General features: G+C 72.0%; 18 protein-coding genes. 12 read left to right on the top strand and 6 right to left on the bottom strand.

Translation table 11 applies throughout. The annotated features are described in order from the left end of the window. Positions 1 to 119: 119 nt before the first annotated feature. Positions 120 to 362: a mycoredoxin gene (locus tag ABZ490_RS43645; protein WP_055638267.1), complete on the bottom strand. Its 243-nt coding sequence runs from the start codon at positions 360 to 362 to the stop codon at positions 120 to 122. Positions 363 to 530: 168 nt separating this feature from the next. On the opposite strand from ABZ490_RS43645, the gene ABZ490_RS43640 reads away from it, so the two are divergent. The 4 genes from ABZ490_RS43640 to ABZ490_RS43625 all read left to right on the top strand — a co-directional run bounded on the left by ABZ490_RS43640 (position 531) and on the right by ABZ490_RS43625 (position 4,090). Continuing rightward, positions 531 to 2,765 carry an ATP-dependent DNA helicase UvrD2 gene (locus ABZ490_RS43640; protein WP_359003489.1) on the top strand — a complete coding sequence of 745 codons (2,235 nt, stop codon included), beginning with the start codon at positions 531 to 533 and terminating at the stop codon, positions 2,763 to 2,765. 145 nt (positions 2,766 to 2,910) lie between these two features. Continuing rightward, positions 2,911 to 3,237, top strand: coding sequence for a hypothetical protein (locus ABZ490_RS43635; RefSeq protein WP_359003486.1), 327 nt, complete (start codon positions 2,911 to 2,913; stop codon positions 3,235 to 3,237). A 164-nt stretch (positions 3,238 to 3,401) separates the two neighbouring features. Beyond that, the gene (locus ABZ490_RS43630) at positions 3,402 to 3,770 is read left to right on the top strand and encodes a WhiB family transcriptional regulator (protein ID WP_055638270.1); all 369 of its coding nucleotides are present in this window, start codon (positions 3,402 to 3,404) and stop codon (positions 3,768 to 3,770) included. After that, positions 3,767 to 4,090 carry a hypothetical protein gene (locus tag ABZ490_RS43625; protein ID WP_359003483.1) on the top strand — a complete coding sequence of 108 codons (324 nt, stop codon included), beginning with the start codon at positions 3,767 to 3,769 and terminating at the stop codon, positions 4,088 to 4,090. Before ABZ490_RS43630 ends, ABZ490_RS43625 begins: the two co-directional genes overlap by 4 nt. 106 nt (positions 4,091 to 4,196) lie before the next feature. Here the strand turns inward: ABZ490_RS43625 and ABZ490_RS43620 are convergent, their stop codons facing one another. Both ABZ490_RS43620 and ABZ490_RS43615 read right to left on the bottom strand, forming a co-directional pair. After that, a complete protein-coding gene (locus ABZ490_RS43620; RefSeq protein ID WP_359003480.1) occupies positions 4,197 to 5,576 on the bottom strand; it encodes an AarF/ABC1/UbiB kinase family protein in 1,380 nt (459 codons plus the stop codon). Continuing rightward, positions 5,569 to 6,810 (bottom strand): TOMM precursor leader peptide-binding protein, encoded by a 1,242-nt coding sequence (locus ABZ490_RS43615; protein ID WP_359003478.1) that lies wholly within the window; start codon positions 6,808 to 6,810, stop codon positions 5,569 to 5,571. The genes ABZ490_RS43620 and ABZ490_RS43615 overlap by 8 nt, the downstream gene beginning before the upstream one ends. A gap of 269 nt (positions 6,811 to 7,079) precedes the next feature. On the opposite strand from ABZ490_RS43615, the gene ABZ490_RS43610 reads away from it, so the two are divergent. The 4 genes from ABZ490_RS43610 to ABZ490_RS43595 all read left to right on the top strand — a co-directional run bounded on the left by ABZ490_RS43610 (position 7,080) and on the right by ABZ490_RS43595 (position 10,962). Next, positions 7,080 to 7,676, top strand: coding sequence for a M48 family metallopeptidase (locus tag ABZ490_RS43610; RefSeq protein ID WP_359003475.1), 597 nt, complete (start codon positions 7,080 to 7,082; stop codon positions 7,674 to 7,676). Positions 7,677 to 7,820: 144 nt separating this feature from the next. Then, positions 7,821 to 9,497 (top strand): TerD family protein, encoded by a 1,677-nt coding sequence (locus ABZ490_RS43605; RefSeq protein WP_359003472.1) that lies wholly within the window; start codon positions 7,821 to 7,823, stop codon positions 9,495 to 9,497. A gap of 11 nt (positions 9,498 to 9,508) precedes the next feature. Next, complete coding sequence (locus ABZ490_RS43600) at positions 9,509 to 10,189, top strand: AIM24 family protein (protein WP_340376314.1); 681 nt, start codon at positions 9,509 to 9,511, stop codon at positions 10,187 to 10,189. Between the two features lie 17 nt (positions 10,190 to 10,206). Then, positions 10,207 to 10,962, top strand: a complete 756-nt coding sequence (locus tag ABZ490_RS43595; protein WP_359003467.1) for an AIM24 family protein — start codon at positions 10,207 to 10,209, stop codon at positions 10,960 to 10,962. A gap of 57 nt (positions 10,963 to 11,019) precedes the next feature. On the opposite strand, the gene ABZ490_RS43590 is transcribed toward ABZ490_RS43595, so the two are convergent. Beyond that, positions 11,020 to 11,535: an NUDIX hydrolase gene (locus tag ABZ490_RS43590; RefSeq protein WP_359003464.1), complete on the bottom strand. Its 516-nt coding sequence runs from the start codon at positions 11,533 to 11,535 to the stop codon at positions 11,020 to 11,022. Next, entirely contained in the window at positions 11,532 to 12,995 is a 1,464-nt protein-coding gene (locus tag ABZ490_RS43585; protein WP_359003461.1) for a zinc-dependent metalloprotease, read from the bottom strand. The genes ABZ490_RS43590 and ABZ490_RS43585 overlap by 4 nt, the downstream gene beginning before the upstream one ends. Positions 12,996 to 13,192: 197 nt before the next feature. Between ABZ490_RS43585 and ABZ490_RS43580 the strand changes: the two genes are divergently transcribed. The 4 genes from ABZ490_RS43580 to ABZ490_RS43565 all read left to right on the top strand — a co-directional run bounded on the left by ABZ490_RS43580 (position 13,193) and on the right by ABZ490_RS43565 (position 16,313). Continuing rightward, positions 13,193 to 14,302, top strand: coding sequence for an SDR family oxidoreductase (locus tag ABZ490_RS43580; protein ID WP_359003458.1), 1,110 nt, complete (start codon positions 13,193 to 13,195; stop codon positions 14,300 to 14,302). A gap of 88 nt (positions 14,303 to 14,390) precedes the next feature. Beyond that, positions 14,391 to 14,852 carry a molybdenum cofactor biosynthesis protein MoaE gene (locus ABZ490_RS43575; protein WP_359003455.1) on the top strand — a complete coding sequence of 154 codons (462 nt, stop codon included), beginning with the start codon at positions 14,391 to 14,393 and terminating at the stop codon, positions 14,850 to 14,852. A gap of 111 nt (positions 14,853 to 14,963) precedes the next feature. Next, positions 14,964 to 15,146: a hypothetical protein gene (locus ABZ490_RS43570; RefSeq protein ID WP_055631568.1), complete on the top strand. Its 183-nt coding sequence runs from the start codon at positions 14,964 to 14,966 to the stop codon at positions 15,144 to 15,146. A 75-nt stretch (positions 15,147 to 15,221) separates the two neighbouring features. Then, positions 15,222 to 16,313: a PDZ domain-containing protein gene (locus ABZ490_RS43565; RefSeq protein WP_359003452.1), complete on the top strand. Its 1,092-nt coding sequence runs from the start codon at positions 15,222 to 15,224 to the stop codon at positions 16,311 to 16,313. Between the two features lie 12 nt (positions 16,314 to 16,325). Here ABZ490_RS43565 and ABZ490_RS43560 read toward each other — a convergent pair whose 3' ends face one another. Then, positions 16,326 to 16,868 carry a PPA1309 family protein gene (locus tag ABZ490_RS43560; RefSeq protein WP_359003450.1) on the bottom strand — a complete coding sequence of 181 codons (543 nt, stop codon included), beginning with the start codon at positions 16,866 to 16,868 and terminating at the stop codon, positions 16,326 to 16,328. Positions 16,869 to 16,947: the final 79 nt, after the last annotated feature.

Below are 16,947 nucleotides of genomic sequence, written 5' to 3'. Positions count from 1 at the left end.
GGCCCGGCGGTTTGGGGGTGGGTTCGGCCCGGCGGTGCCGGGGGCGCTGTTGTGTGTCCCGGCCGGGGGGGGGGGGCGCCCGGCCGGGCCCCCCCCCCTCCTGCTGCTCGCCTGCGCTCTTACGCGCTGATCTTCTGCTTCACCTGCGCCAGCGACGGGTTCGTCAGCGTCGAACCGTCGGCGAAGAGCACGGTCGGCACCGTCTGGTTTCCGCCATTCGCCTTCTCCACGAACGCCGCGGACTCCGGGTCCTGCTCGATGTTGATCTCGGTGTACGCGATGCCCTCGCGTTCCAGCTGCTTCTTCAGCCGCTGGCAGTAACCGCACCACGTGGTGCTGTACATCGTCACAGTGCCCAGCATGTCTCTTGTACTCCTTCGGCGGGTGGGGGACGGCGGTCGTATGGGGGGAACGTACTTGAAAGCGTCACCATTCCCGCAGCCGTGACGTCCGCCGCATTGGTACGACTGCGAGGCCCCGCCTGTGGACAACCGGCTCGCCCGTCTCCGCCGACCTGGCAGCATGGCGGTGTGACAGCAGCAACGCACTCCCCCCTCTTCCCGCGGGTCCCCGACTCGGCCGACGCGGTGCTCGAAGGGCTCGACCCCGAGCAGCGCGAGGTGGCCACCTCCCTGCACGGGCCGGTGTGCGTGCTGGCCGGAGCCGGCACCGGCAAGACCCGGGCGATCACCCACCGCATCGCCTACGGCGTCCGCGCCGGCATCCTCCAGCCCTCCAGCGTGCTCGCCGTCACCTTCACCAACCGCGCCGCCGGCGAGATGCGCGGCCGGCTCCGCCAGCTCGGCGCCCAGGGCGTCCAGGCCCGTACGTTCCACTCCGCCGCCCTGCGCCAGCTCCAGTACTTCTGGCCGAAAGCGATCGGTGGCTCGCTGCCCCGGCTCGTCGACCGCAAGATCCAGCTCGTCGCCGACGCGGCCGCCGCCTGCCGGCTGCGCCTGGACCGCGGCGAGCTGCGGGACGCCACCGCGGAGATCGAGTGGTCCAAGGTCACCCAGACCGTGCCCGCGGACTACGCCCTCGCCGCCGCCAAGGCCGGCCGCGAGGCCCCTCGCGACCCCGCCGAGATCGCCCAGCTCTACGCCGCCTACGAGGACCTCAAGCGCGACCGCGGAGTCATCGACTTCGAGGACGTCCTGCTGCTGACCGTCGCCGTCCTCCAGGACCGCCACGACATCGCCGAGCAGGTGCGCGCCCAGTACCAGCACTTCGTGGTCGACGAGTACCAGGACGTCAGCCCCCTCCAGCAGCGTCTGCTGGAGCTCTGGCTCGGCGAGCGGGACGACCTCTGCGTCGTCGGCGACGCCAGCCAGACGATCTACTCCTTCACCGGCGCCACCCCCGACCACCTCCTCGACTTCCGCACCCGCCACCCCGGCGCCACCGTCGTCAAGCTGGTCCGCGACTACCGCTCCACCCCCCAGGTCGTCCACCTCGCCAACGGACTGCTCTCCCAGGCCCGCGGCCGCGCCGCCGACCACCGGCTGGAACTGGTCTCCCAGCGCGCCCCCGGACCCGAACCCGTCTACACCGAGTTCACCGACGAGCCCGCCGAGGCCGAGGGCGCCGCCCGCCGTATCCGGGACCTCCTCGCCGCCGGCGTCCCGGCCGCCGAGATCGCCGTCCTGTTCCGCACCAACGCCCAGTCCGAGACGTACGAACAGGCCCTCGCCGACCTCGGCGTCCCCTACCAACTGCGCGGTGCCGAGCGCTTCTTCGACCGGCCCGAGGTGCGCAAGGCGGGGGTCGCCCTGCGCGGCGCGGCCCGTTTCGGGCGCAACGACACCCTGCTGGAGGACACCGTCGACCTGCCCTCGCAGGTGCGTGCCGTCCTCTCCGGCGAAGGCTGGACCCCTCAGCCCCCCGCGGGCTCCGGGGCCGTCAGAGAGCGCTGGGAGTCGCTGGCCGCACTCGTCCACCTCGCCCAGGACTTCGAGGCCGCCCGGCCCGGCGCCACCCTCGCCGACCTGGTCGCCGAACTCGACGAGCGGGCGAGCGCCCAGCACGCCCCGACCGTCCAGGGCGTCACCCTCGCCTCCCTGCACTCGGCCAAGGGCCTGGAGTGGGACGTCGTCTTCCTGGTCGGGGTCGCCGAGGGCATGATGCCGATCACCTACGCCCGGACCGACGAGCAGATCGAGGAGGAGCGCCGCCTCCTCTACGTGGGCGTCACCCGTGCCCGTCAGCGCCTGCACGTGTCCTGGGCGCTCTCCCGCTCACCGGGCGGCCGGCCCAGCCGCCGCCCGAGCCGCTTCCTCGACGGACTGCGCCCCGGCTCCGGCGCGGGAGCCGCCCGGGGCGGCGGAGCCTCGGGCGGCATCGAGCGCGGCTTCGGCACCGCCGGCGCGGGTCCGGCGGCGGTGCCCCGCCGGACGCAGCGCACCCCGGCCCGGTGCCGGGTCTGCGGGCGGACCCTCACCGAGGCCGGCGAGATGAAGCTGATGCGCTGCGAGGACTGCCCCTCCGACATGGACGAGGGGATCTACGAGCGGCTGCGGGAGTGGCGCGCGCGCCAGGCGCGGCGAGGCGGGCAGCCCGCGTTCTGCGTCTTCACCGACAAGACGCTGATGGCCATCGCCGAGGCCGTTCCCGAGGAGGCGGGCGAGCTCGCGCGGATCCCCGGGGTCGGCGTCCGCAAGCTCAACCGCTACGGGGCCGATGTGCTGGCCATCTGTGCAGGCCAACCCCTCACGGACGACGAGGAGACGGACTGGCGCGGAGACGACGCGAACTCGTCGAAAAAATAGTTTGCGCATGCCCCAGCAATCCCCATAGGTTCTAGGACACGGGGACGGCGGCCTTCTCTGAGGCCCCGATTCCGTGCTCTACTTACATATCCGTTGGACTGGGCTCACCCCCGGTCCCCCGAGACGCCGAGAGGAGGCGATTCCAGTGATCATCATCAACCGCAGCTCCATCAGCAGCAGCGCCAAACTGACCGATCCCTCGGTCGTCTCCACGTGCATGCTCGGCGCCTCGACCCTGGGCACCGGTCTGTCCGGCATTCGTGCCGGCCGCCTGGCGTCCTCCTCCGTTGCTCCCGCGGGCCTTCCCGTCCGTGAGCGCAATGAGCGACCGACCGAGGCACTGGAAGCAGTAAAGGGACAGGCACATGCCTATGCCTTTGCAGCCACCGGTGCCGGATTCCGGAAGCAGACGACGCAGCACCACCTGATGTGGGCCTTCCGTGGGCCAGAACCCTGGAGTGATCCAGCCTGATCGTCGATCAGGCCGGCGCCTTCAGGGCCGCGGAACCCCAACCGGGATCCGCGGCCCTTCTGTTTGTCCCCGTACCGGGGACGGACGGGCGAAGGGGCCTCGGGACCAGAAACGCCGACACCCGGCCCAACAGGGCCGGACCGACAGACGAGGAAGACGAAACCGTGCAACTCGAAGCGCACGCCACGTCCGTACCGCCTTCCGAAACGATCTCCCCGCCCGGCCTCACGGAGGACTCCACCTTGACCCCGCTCACCGCGCTCACCGCGCTCGACGACGCCATCGAGAACCTCGGCGTACCCGTCCCCTGCCGCTCCTACGACCCGGAGGTCTTCTTCGCCGAGTCGCCGGCCGACGTCGAGTACGCCAAGTCCCTCTGCCGCACCTGCCCGCTGATCGAGGCCTGCCTCGCCGGTGCCAAGGAGCGGCGTGAGCCCTGGGGCGTCTGGGGTGGCGAGCTCTTCGTGCAGGGCGTCGTCGTCGCCCGGAAGCGGCCGCGTGGTCGCCCGCGCAAGAACCCGGTCACGGCATGAACACCGCAGGAACGATCGACCGCCCCCTCACGCAAGACCCCCAGAAGCAGGCCCCGATGAAGCCGTTCACCAGCGAGCCCGAAGGCTCCGCGACCGAAGACGTCACCACCACCGGCGCGATCGACTCGCGTCAGAACAGGACCCGAGAGATGCAACTCATCCCAGAAGCCCTGGCACGTGCGCATATGCACGAGCGACTGCACGAGGCCGAGCGTGACCGCCTGGCCGTGCGCCTGGCGACCGCCCGCCGGATGCAGCGCAAGGCCGAGCGCGCCTCGCGGCGTGCCCGCCGGGCGCTCGCCATCGCCGTGATGCAGTAACCCCACACCGGAAGCGGTGGCCTCGCGACACAGGAGGCGCTCACTGTCCCCGCGGGGGCCGGTCCGTCCGAACGGACCGGCCCCCGCGGCGCGTTGCCGGGGACCGTCAGGCCTCCGCCACCGACTCCTCTATCCCGAGCGGCTCCAGGTCCTCCTCCGGGACGAACCCCGGCAGCCACTCCTCCAGTTCGTCCCGCAGCCGAACCGTCGCGCCGAGCTGGCACAGCACACCGATCGTGCTGAGGGTCACCCGATGGATCAGCAGATAGGCCGGCGGCAGGTTGAGCTGCTTGCCCAACTGGTGGGCGGGGGACCGGGGATCGGCGATCCGGGCCGCCTGACTGCGCATCCAGCCGCGGGTGAAGGTGAACTCCTCCGCCTTGGCCGGCTCGATGATCGGCAGCAGATAGTCGAGGACCGCGTCCGGGTCCAGCTCGATGGACTCCTTGACGAAGCCCTCCGTGCACAGGAGTGCGTAGACCGCGTCCGCCTCGCCGTCCAGGGTCATCCGCAGGGACTCGCCGATCGGTTCCGGCAGACCGCCCGAGAGCCGGTCGACCGTGCCGAAGTCCAGGACACCGAGCCGCCAGTCCTCCTCGCCGTCCGGCCCGCCGGGCAGCAGACGGAAGTTGCCCGGGTGCGGATCGGCGTGCAGCAGGCCGGTGCGGGCCGGGCCGGAGAACAGGAAGCGGGACAGCAGCTGTCCGGCGCGGTCGCGCTGCTCCTGGGTCCCCCCGGTGATCACCTCGGACAACGGGATGCCGTCCATCCACTCGGTGACCAGGACCTGCTCGCACTGGTGCACCACCGCCGGGACCACGACGTCCGGATCACCGGCGAACTCCTCCGCGTGGGCCTGCTGAGCCTGCGCCTCCAAGGCGTAGTCCAGCTCCTCGGAGACCCGGTCACGGAGCTCGGAGATCAGCGGCTTGACGTCCATGCCGGGGATCAGCGGACCCAACAGGCGGGCGAAACGGCTCAGTTGGGTCAGGTCGGAGAGCAGGGCCTCGCCCGCTCCCGGGTACTGCACCTTGACCGCGACCGCCCGTCCGTCGTGCCACACCGCGCGGTGGACCTGGCCGATGGAGGCCGCGGCGGCGGGCCTGTCGTCGAACTCCGTGAACAGATCCGGCCAGTCCGCACCCAGGCGCTCCGCGAGCACCGCGTGCACCGTGCGGGTCGGCATCGGCGGCGCCGCGTCCTGGAGCTTCGTCAGCGCCGCGCGGTAGGGGCCGGCGACCTCCTCGGGCAGGGCCGACTCGAAGACGGACAGGGCCTGCCCGAACTTCATCGCCCCGCCCTTGAGCTCACCCAGCACCTTGAAGAGCTGCTCCGCCGTCCGCTGTTGCAGCTCACGGCCGACGATCTCCGCGGACTCGCCCACGATCCGCTTGCCCAGGCCCCAGGTCGCCCGTCCGGCGAAGCCGAGCGGCAGCGCGGCGAGCTTGGCGGTCCGGGTGACCGCCTTCCGGGGAAGATCAGACATACGCCCTCCAAGTCCCAGCCTGCCGCGCCGCCACTGTCGTACGGCGTAACTCCCTAGATTGCCGTTGCCCTGCCATTGTCGCGTGCGATCCCCCGTCCTCGGGTGTGTGTTCCGCCTTACCTTTCGGCGCGCCCTCCCCGGACCCGCCCTCCCCGGACGCGCCGCACGGACACGCGGAGTGCGGCGACACCGGCCGGGCGTGCCACTGCAGGGTGGGGAGGGAGACCTCCCAGCGGGCTCCCGCGCTGGAGGGGAGGCGGCCGTCGAGGAAGGTGAGCGCATGGGCGGCCGCGAGGCCCGCGACCGCCGTGGCCAGGGTGAGGTCGCAGGCCTGCACGGGGCGGCGGCGCCCCGACTGCCATTGCGCGACCAGCCGTGGCCAGGTCTCGTCCCGGTCGGTGCGCGTCCGCTGCAGACAGCCGGCGCAGCCCGTCTCACCGGGCAGGACGAGCGGCCCCACGACACCCGTCGCCTCCACGACCCCCGCGTACAGATGCGGGGTGCCGGAAGCGAGCAGGGGATCGGCGGCGGACGTCGGCGGCGCATGCACACGGACATCGTCCCGAGGGGCGATGATCACCAGGGCGAGCCCGGGGGTTCCCGCCCCGGACGGTGACCGGGTCCTCCCGCGCGACGGGCGGTCCGGGGCGGCCGCGCGCACGGCCCGACGGGCCGCCTCGTCCCGGCGCTCGCCGACCGACTCGGCGGACAGCCCGCCCGGTGCCACGTCCCCCGGCTCCACCAGACCGCCGTCCCGCACGTCCACCTCGCCGACCCCCGCGCCCGACAGCAGCGCCGCCAGCACCGCGCCGACCCGGCCCGCGCCGCGCACCTGCACCCGCAGCCGGCGCCGGGCCGCGAGCCGGCCGAGCGCCTCGCCCGGGGCCGACGCGGTCAGGGACAGCGAGGCGAGATCCGGCCGCAGCCGGTCCATCACCTCCTGCCTCTCGCGCAGGGCCGCGCCGTCCGGCCCGCCCCCGCGCGCGTCGTCGAGGAGTCCCGCCCGGCCCAGCCGCTCCACCAGCCGGTCCACATGGCCCTCCGGCAGATCCATGCGGCGCCCCTCCTCGCGCAGCAGATCGAGGCCCCGGGTGCCGTCCAGCAGGTCGAGGAAACCGCCCGTCGCCGTGTCCACCGGGCCGAGGGTCAGCGCGTGTGCCGGAGCCATTCCGAACTGCACGGTGTTGAGGTCCCGCCAGCCGCGCCGCAGCGCGGGCTTCACCATCGGATGCATCAAAGCCCCCCGTATGCCTGTGTGTAGCCGCATATGCCCATGCGTAGGTGGAAACTCCCTCTGCGTCGGCGGAGCGGGGGCGTGGGGTCTCCTCGCTCCGCCGACACGTGCCAGCATGCCCGGGCCCACCGAACCGTGCCGAAAGTTGTCCACAGGCATCGGAATTCGTCGTACAAATCCGTCGTATGACTTAAAACGGGGGTGCGGGATCGGAACCCGACCGTCCCGGAGTCGGGACTTCCCCCAGGTACAGCGGGTAACGTCGGGGCGTGCCCGCCGACCCCCTGCACCGCGCCGGAACGCCACAGCGGAAGCCGACGAGCCAGCCCGCGAGCGGATCGGCGGCGAGCGCGATCGAGGTGCGCCGAAGCGCCCGTCGGCGCCGCACGGTCTCCGCCTACCGCGAGGGCGACCGCACCATCGTGCTCATCCCCGCCCGGATGTCCGAGGCCGAGGAACAGCGCTGGGTCGGCGTCATGCTGGACAAGCTCGCCGCGCAGGAGAGCAAGCGGGTGCCCGGCGACGCCGAGCTGGCGGAGCGCGCCGAGCGGCTGTCGGCCCAGTGCTTCGGCGGCCGGGCCCGGCCCACCTCGGTGCGCTGGGTCACCAACCAGAACACCCGCTGGGGCTCCTGCACCCCGGCCGAGGGCAGCATCCGGCTGTCGCACCGCCTCCAGGGCATGCCCGACTACGTCGTCGACTACGTCCTCGCCCATGAACTCGCCCATCTGCTGGTGCCCGGCCACGGCCCCGACTTCTGGCGGCTGCTCGAGGCCTACCCGCGCACCGAGCGGGCCCGCGGCTACCTGGAGGGCGTGGTGGCCGCGGAGCGGCTGCCGCATCTGTCCGACGCGCGCGAGGAGTGACCCCGGGGGCGCGGAGTGTGCACGCGCCCGGTATCGGTCGACGCGGGTTGTGTACCGGGTCTGTACCGACATCGTGCGTTGTCGGAGTTTGCCGTTAGCCTGACGCGACGCACTCGCAATCGGGATGGGGGACGGTCGTTACGCATGCCCAGGGAATTCCAACGCGGCCACAAGGCCAGGATCAGTGACCTCACCGCGGGCACCGATCTGTACGTAGGCGTGCAGATCACCGCCCCCGGCCTGACCTTCGACATCAGCTGCTTCGGCCTCGACGCCGACGAACGGCTCTCCGACGACAGGTACTTCGTCTTCTTCAACCAGCCGAAGTCCCCCGAGGAGTCGATCCAGCTCCTGGGCGCCCAGGCCGGCGACACGGAGTCCTTCCGCATCACGCTGGACCGGATTCCGCCGCAGATCCAGAAGCTGTCCTTCACGGCGACCGTCGACGGCGCCGGACAGATGTCGCAGATCAACCCCGGCTACCTCCGGATCGTCGCCGGCGGCGAGGAAGTGGCCCGGTACGCCTTCAACGGCTCGGAGTTCACCAGCGAGCGGGCCGTGATGCTGGGCGACTTCTACCTCAAGGACGTCTGGCGGTTCGCGGCCGTCGGACAGGGCTTCGACGGCGGTCTGGAGGCGCTGCTGAAGAACTTCGGCGGCGAGGTCGCGGAGGAGGAGGCACCCGCGCCCGCCGCCGCCCCCCAGCCGCAGACCGGTGCCGCCCCCGGGTTCGCCCCGCCCGCGTTCGGCGCCCCCGGCGCACCCGCGCCTGCTCCCGCACCCGCACCCGCGCCCGCGCCGGCTCCCGCCCCGCAGGGCTTCACGCCGCCGCCCGCCCCGGCGCCCGCGCCCCCGGTGCACGCCGCGCCGACCATCATCGCGCCCATGACCCCGCCCGGTGGCATCCCGGTCCCGCCGCCCGGCCCGGTTCCCGCGCCCTACGGCCAGCCGCACCAGCCGCACCAGCAGCAGCCGTACGGCCAGCCCGGCGCCCCGACCGCCCCGCCGCCGCCCGGCTACGGCCAGCCGCCCCACGCGCCGCAGGCCCCCATGCCGCCCCAGGCCCCGATGCCCCCCGGCTACGGCCAGCAGCAGCCCCCGTTCGGGCAGGTCCCCGGCCAGCAGACCTACGGCGTGCCGCAGGGCGCGCCCCAGGGCGGCGCCGGAGTGACCGCGGCGCTCCAGCAGTTCAAGGAGACGCCCACCGGGCAGCGCTGGACGCAGCAGAACAAGAAGCTGATCCGCGTCGACCTCGGCATGGGCGGCCAGCCCGTGCTCGCCCGCCAGGGCAGCATGGTGCTCTACCAGGGCAAGGTCGACTTCAGCTACAAGGGCGCCGGATTCGCCGGCCGGATCGTGGGCAACGCGACCGGCCAGGAGATGCAGCTGATGCGTTGCACCGGCCAGGGCCAGGTGTTCCTCGCCGACAACGCCACGATGCTGCACCCCATCGAGCTCCAGGGCGACGGCATCTGCGTCTCCGCCGAGAACGTCCTCGCCTTCGACGAGAGCCTCCAGTACGAGGTCCGCCGGATCGAGGGCCACGGCATCCCCGGGGGCGCGCTGTTCACCATGCAGTTCACGGGCACCGGCACGATCGTCGTCAAGACGCACGGCACGCCCGTCGTCCTGCCGGTCACCCCGACCACGTTCGCCGACTGCAACGCCGTCGTCGCCTGGTCGTCCGCCGCCCAGGTGGTCGTCTCCAGCCAGGTGCGGATGCGCCGCAACGCCTACCCCGGCGACACCGGGGAGAGCGTCAACCTCCAGTTCCGGGGCGCGCCCGGCAACTTCATCGTCGTCCAGCCGTACGAGGTCTGAGGGAGCCCGTCATGAACCAGCCGCTCGCGGGCTACGCCCCCGCACCCGTCACCGCCCGCATGGAGAACCACGGCAACCACATGCTGAAGGTCGCCATGCAGACCGGCAACGACCTCCTCGCGCGCGTGGGCTCGATGGTCGCCTACGAGGGCTTCGTCCAGTACGAGCCCAACCCGCCGGCCGTACGCCAGATCGCCCGCGACTGGATGACCGGCGAGGGCGCACCTTTGATGAAGTGCTCCGGCGACGGACTGCTCTACCTCGCCGACTACGGCGCCAACGTGGTCGTGATCAACCTCAACGGCGACGGCATCTCGGTCAACGCCACCAATCTGCTCGCCTTCGACGCGCACCTCACCTGGGGCGTGGAGCGGGTCAAGGGCCTGGCGAAGTTCGCCGGACAGGGCCTGTGGAACACCAAGATCTCCGGTCAGGGCTGGGTCGCGCTCACCTCCCGGGGCAAGCCGATCGTCGTCGACTGCGGCGGCGGCGAGGACGAGACCTACGTCGACCCGGACGCGCTCGTCGCCTGGTCGCCGAACCTCAAGGTCAAGGGCAAGCGCAGCTTCAAGGCGCAGTCCCTCATCGGCCGCGGCAGCGGCGAGGCCTACCAGATGGCCTTCTCCGGCCAGGGCATCGTCGTCGTCCAGCCCAGCGAGGACAGCACCGACCGCCTCCGGTTCCGGGGCTGAGGGGGAGCCAGAAAGCCATGCAGAGCTCACTTTTCGCACACAACGACTCGCAGGCCCAGGAACGCTGGAGCCTGCAGAACAAGCAGATGCTCCGGATCGTCCTGGAGGGCCACGACGACCTCCTGGCCCGCAAGGGCACGATGGTCGCCTACCAGGGGCTCGTCGAGTTCGACGCCGAGTACCAGAGCAACCAGCAGGGACGCGCGCGTGCGTACACGGGCGAGGGCCTGGACCTGATGCGCTGCCACGGGCAGGGCACGGTCTACCTCGCCAACCTCAAGCAGTACATCCACCTCGTGGACGTCGAGCAGGACGGCCTGACCGTCGACAGCAGCTACGTCCTCGCCATGGACTCCTCGCTGCACCACGAGGTCGTCGCCGTCGACAGCCTCTACGGCATCTCCGGCTCCGGGAAGTACCAGCTCAACATCACCGGCTGCGGCCGGGTCGCGCTGATGACCTCGGGCGCGCCGCTGATGATGCAGGTCACGCCCGACCGGTACGTCAACTGCGACGCCGACGCCATCGTGGCCTGGTCGACCGGGCTGCGCGTGCAGATGCAGGCCCAGACCCACTCCTCCGGGGTGTGGCGCCGGCGCGGCAACACCGGGGAGGGCTGGGAGCTCAGCTTCATGGGCACCGGGTTCGCCCTGGTGCAGCCCAGCGAGCTGCTGCCGCCGCAGAACGCCCAGATCGGCTCCGGCCTCGCCGCGCAGTACGGCATGGGCCAGCACGGGGCCCGGTCGCAGAACCAGGGCAACGCCTGGAGCTGAACGAGCGGCAAGGGGTGCGGTAAGGGGCGCCTGCCCTTGCGGGCGTCCCTTACACCGTCACAGTCTGGCGAGGGTCGCCTCGAGCAGTCGTACGACCGAGTCGTCGGCGACCTCCGCGACCTCGTCGTAGGCGAACCAGCGCAGGTCCAGGGACTCGTCGCTGATCGCCGCCACGGACCCGGCCGGGGCGAGCGCCGCGTACTGGACGTCCAGATGCCAGGCGCACGGTGTCTCGTGCCGGTCCAGGCGCACGGGGCCGCCGGGCAGCAGGCTCAGCCCCTCGATGCCGGACTCCTCGGTGCCCTCGCGCAGGGCCGCCGCCGCCAGGGTCGCGTCGCCCGGCTCGCAGTGGCCGCCCATCTGCAGCCACATCCGCAGCTTCCTGTGCAGGGTGAGCAGCACCCGCGCGCGTGCGGGGTCGATCACCAGCGCGCTCGCGGTGATGTGCCCCTCGCCGCACGCCTTCCACATGCCGTCCGCGTGGGCCGACAGGTGATCCAGGTAGCTCTGCCGCAGCTCCGGCTGGTCCTCGTAGCCCTTGAGCACGAGGACCGCGTCGTCGTACAGGCTCACTCGGTGTCGTCGCCCTTGGAGTCGCCCCCGGAGGCACCCTCGGAGTCGTCCTTCTTCAGGTTCGGCTTCTCGTCGGGACCGACGGCGCCGCCCGCCTCGCCGAGCATCTTCTCCAGCTCGGAGAAGTCCAGCTGCTCGCGGTGCACGAAGCCGTCCGGGTCGTCCAGGTCGGAGGCCGTCGGCAGCATGTCGGGGTGCGCCCACAGGGCATCCCGGCCGTCCACGCCGCGGGCGTCCGTCAGCGAGGCCCACAGCCGGGACGCGTCCCGCAGCCGGCGCGGGCGCAGCTCCAGGCCGATCAGCGTGGCGAACGTCTGCTCCGCCGGACCGCCCGTGGCGCGACGGCGGCGCAGGGTCTCGCGCAGCGCGTCCGCCGACGACAGCCGGGGCTTCGCCGCCGCGTGCACCACCGCGTCCACCCAGCCCTCGACGAGCGCCAGGGCCGTCTCCAGACGGGCCAGGGCGGCCTTCTGCGCCGGGGTGTCCTCGGGCTGGAACATGCCCTGCTGGAGTGCGTCCTGAAGCTGCTCGGGGTTCTGCGGGTCGAACTGGCCGACCACGTCCTCCAGCTTCGCGGTGTCCACCTTGATCCCGCGCGCGTAGCCCTCGACCGCGCCGAACAGATGCGAGCGCAGCCACGGCACGTGCGCGAAGAGGCGCTGGTGGGCGGCCTCGCGCAGCGCGAGGTAGAGCCGGATCTCCTCCTGGGGGATGCCCAGGTCCTTGCCGAACGACTCGATGTTCAGCGGCAGCAGCGCGGCCCGGCCCGCCGGCCCGAGGGGCAGCCCGATGTCGGTCGAGCCGACCACCTCGCCCGCCAGGACGCCGACGGCCTGCCCGATCTGCGAGCCGAACATCGCCCCGCCCATCGAGCGCATCATGCCGATCAGCGGGCCGGCCATGGCCTGCATCTCCTCCGGCAGGACATCGCCCATGGCCGCGCCGACGCGCTCGGCGACCGGGTCGACGAGCTCCTTCCACGCGGGCAGGGTCGCCTCGACCCACTCCGCGCGCGACCACGCCACGGCCGAGCCGGCGCCGGACGGCAGCGAGGTCACGTCGTCCAGCCAGAGGTCGGCGAGGCGGACGGCCTCCTCCACCGCGGTGCGCTCGGAGGGGCCGACGCTCGCGTCCTTCACGCCGTCCGACGTGCCCTGGGAGACCGTCTGGCGGGCGATCTGCTTGGCCATGTCCCAGTTCACCGGCCCGCCCTCGTACGAGAGCATCTGGCCGAGCTGCTGGAACGCCGCGCCCAGGTCGTTGGGGTTCAGCGAACCGAACATGGCCGCGAGCGGATTGTCGCCGCCGGGACCGCCCGGGCCGCCGAAGCCGGGAATACCGAAACCGAACGGGTTGGCCTGTCCCTGACCACCACCGCTCTCCTGGTCCTTCTTCTTGCCCTCGTCGCCGTCTTCCGGCTCCTCCGGCGGAAGGCCGAATCCGAATGGGGTGTCACTCACGGGGTTCCTCGGCTGGTTAGGCCACCGGGTTCTCACCCGGCGGCGCGGTTGCCCTGCAACACCACCCAGCGTAGACACCCCGGGGCTCGATCGGGCCTCGGTGCTTCGCCGACTCCTGGCCTGCGGCAGGATGGATGCCACCTGGTACGTACGCGTCAGTCGCGCCCGTATGCCAAGACAACCGCTGGAGACACCTGGTGAGTTCCCCAGATCCGCAGGTTCGCGCAGCGCGAAACCACTCCGCCCCGGGTGGATCGCGCGGGCCCGTCGTCGCCGTGACCGGCGCAGCCACCGGGGTCGGCGCGCTGCTCACCGAGCGGCTCGCCGCGTCGGACGAGATCAAGCAGGTCGTCGCCATCGACGAGCGCCGGGGCGAGTGCGACGCGGCGCGGTGGCACATCCTCGACGTCCGCGACCCGGCGATCGCCGAGAAGCTGCGCGGCGTCGACGTCGTCGTGCATCTCGCACTCGATCTCGACCTGGGGAGTGACGCCGCCGCCCGGACGGCCTACAACGTCCGCGGTACGCAGACCGTGCTGACGGCCTCCGCGGCGGCCGGCGTGCGGCGCGTCGTGCTGTGCACGTCCTCGATGGTCTACGGGGCGCTGGAGGACAACGAGCTGCCGCTCTCGGAGGACGCGGAGCTGCGGGCGACCGCGGAGGCGACGGGCGTCGGGGACCTGCTGGAGATCGAACGGCTGGCACGGCGGGCGCCCCGCGCGCACCCCGGGCTGAATGTCACCGTGGTCCGCCCCGCCGTGCTGGTGGGAGGTACGGACACGGCGCTGACCAGGTACTTCGAGTCGCCCCGGCTGCTGGTCGTGGCCGGGTCCCGGCCGGCCTGGCAGTTCTGCCACGTCGAGGATCTGTGCGGCGCCCTGGAGTACGCCGTCCTGGAGAAGGTCGACGGCGAGCTGGCCGTCGGCTGCGACGGATGGCTGGAGCAGGAGGAGGTCGAGGAGCTCAGCGGGATCCGGCGGATGGAGCTGCCCTCCGCGGTCGCGCTGGGCGCGGCGGCCCGGCTGCACCGGATCGGGCTGACGCCGTCCCCGGCGGGCGACCTCGCGTACACGATGTACCCGTGGGTGGTGAGCGGGTCGCGGCTGCACGACGCGGGGTGGCGGGCGCAGTGGACCAACGAGGAGGTGCTCGCCGAGCTGCTGGAGGAGGTCGCCGGGCGGCACACCGTGGCCGGGCGGCGCCTCGGGCGCAAGGACGCGACGGCGGCGGGGGCCGCGGGGGCGACGGTCGCGCTGCTCGGCGCCGCCGCGGTGGTGCGGCGGGCCCGCAAGGCGCGGCGCCGATAGCGGCGCGCCGTGAACCAGGGGGCTCTGCCCCCTGGACCCCCGCCGGACGGGCTGGGTTCGCCCACCTTGGATGCGGCACGATGGACCCATGGCATCCACCAACGACCATCCCGGTGAGCGGGCGGCCGACGACCCCGTCAAGCTGATCGGCATCAGGGACACCCCGCTCTCCCTCGACGAGGTCTTCCGGGCTGTCGGGGACGACGCGGCCGGGGGGACCGCCCTGTTCGTGGGGACCGTGCGCAATCACGACGGGGGTGCCGACGTCGACACGCTCGCGTACTCCTGCCATCCCACCGCCGAGGCGGAGATCCGGCGGATCGCGGAGAAGGTCGCCGCCGAGTTCCCGGTGCGGGCGCTCGCGGCCGTGCACCGGGTCGGGGACCTCGCCGTCGGTGATCTCGCGGTGGTCGTCGCCGTGTCGTGCCCGCACCGGGGCGAGGCCTTCGAGGCCTGCCGGAAGCTGATCGACGATCTCAAGCACGAGGTGCCGATCTGGAAGCACCAGACGTTCTCCGACGGCACCGAGGAGTGGGTCGGGGCCTGCTGAGCGGCCCGCCCCGCCTCCGGTTGCGTAACCCCACCCCTGCCGTGAGCGTTGTCAGTGCGGATGGTTAATCTGCTGATCAGTCAGTTGCGGTAATGGGGTTGGGAGGTCGGCATGGCGGTGCTCGCCTGGTTGCTGATTCCGCTTGTGGCTGCGATCGGGGCCGGACTCTGGGGGAGCTGGGCCAACCGCACCCGCAAGGCGCGCGGCGACGGTCCGGAGCTCGACGGGTACGCGCGGTTCCGTGCCGCCATGGAGAAGTCCGCCGCCGTGCCGAGGTCCTCCTCCGGGGGCTGAGGGGCGCCGAGGGGGCACTGACCCGGGTGGTGGCCCTGACGGTGCGCCGACAGACGCGTCCCGTACTGTCGAGGCATGCCACGCCGCACCGCGACGATGCTCGCCTCCACCCTGATGCTGATCGCGCTCCTGTGCGCCGGGGTGCTCATCCCCGTGCCGTACTCGGAGATGTCCCCGGGGCCGACGGTGAACACGCTCGGTGAGCACGACGGTGAGCCGGTGCTGCAGATCGCGGGGCACAAGACGTACGCGACGAGCGGTCATCTGAACATGACCACCGTGCGGGTCACCAGCGCCGACTACCGGATGAACCTCGTCGAGGCGGTCTACGGCTGGCTGGCGCACGACAACAAGGTCGTGCCGCACGACACGCTCTACCCGGACGGCAAGACCGAGGAGCAGTCCACCCAGGAGAACGCCGAGGAGTTCAGCCAGTCCCAGGAGAGCGCCAAGGTCGCGGCCCTGAAGGAGCTGGACGTCCCGGTGACGTCCTGGGTGATCGTCTCGACGGTGGTCAAGGACTCCCCGGCCGAGGGCAAGCTGCACGCCGGGGACGTGATCAAGGCCGTGGACGGCACCGCGGTGAAGGAGCCGGCCGACGTCGCGAAGCTGGTGACCAAGCACAAGCCCGGCCAGGACGTCGTGTTCACGATCATCCCGGCCAAGGAGCAGGCCGCCGCCGAGAAGGCGCACAAGACGGCGACGAAGACGCAGGACGTGACGATCACGACCGCCACCTCCGACGACGTCGGCGAGAAGCGGGCCATCGTCGGGATCTCGGCCGGGACCGATCACACGTTCCCGTTCACGATCGACATCAAGCTCGCCGACGTGGGCGGGCCCAGCGCCGGACTGATGTTCGCCCTCGGGATCTACGACAAGCTGACGCCCGGCAACCTCACCGGCGGCAAGTTCGTCGCCGGCACCGGGACCATCGACGACGACGGCAAGGTCGGGCCGATCGGCGGCATCGAGATGAAGACCGTGGGCGCGCGCAGCCAGGGGGCGCAGTACTTCCTGACGCCGGCCGACAACTGCGCGGCCGCCGCCAAGGACACCCCCTCGGGACTCAGGCTCGTCAAGGTCGACACCATCGACGACGCCCTCTCCGCCCTCAAGGACATCCGCAGCGGCGACACCGCAGATCTGCCGAAGTGCACCAAGTAGCGCCGCGGGCGGCTACTCCTCGAAGGTCGCCGACAGCGCCTCCGCCAGGCCGGGGACCAGGTTCCCGCCGGTGAGCACCTCGGTCGGCGCGTCCTTCTCGCGCAGCCGCAGCGCCGACTCACGGGTGCCGTCACGCAGCACCGCGACCGTCATCCGGACCTCCTGGCGGTCCGGGTGCTCGGCGACCCACTTCGTCAGCTTCGCCCCGCTCAGCCCCTGCGGGACCTGGGCCTCGGCGGACGGCGGCAGCATCAGCCGCTCCACGGTCAGGGCGCAGCCGGCCACCGCGTCGGGCCAGGCGATCGTGGCGAGGAACTCGTCGAGCGCCTTGTCCGTTGGCACTTCGTCCTGCTCGATCGGGGTGAGCCCCGTGGTCTCGGGCTCGTCCGTCAGGCCGAGCTGGGCGGCGAGCGAGGGTTCCTGAGCCCGCAGTCGTGCGGTGTCTACGAGGGCGAAGAGGCGGGCGGGCTGGTCCCAGCCGAGGCCGGAGGCGTACTCGTCGATCTCGAGTACGGCCCGGGTGAGCGGGTTCGCCGCCATGGGAGTGTTGGACATGGTCACAATCCTCTCTCGTTCTCGGGCGGAATCGGGAACCGAGTAAACGGTGAGTAAGTTGCATAGGTGTGGGCCCACG

Source organism: Streptomyces sp. NPDC005811 (genome assembly GCF_040630405.1).
GTDB lineage: Bacteria > Actinomycetota > Actinomycetes > Streptomycetales > Streptomycetaceae > Streptomyces.
Note: the sequence above shows the minus strand (reverse complement) of the source record. Positions and strands in the feature narration are given on the sequence as shown.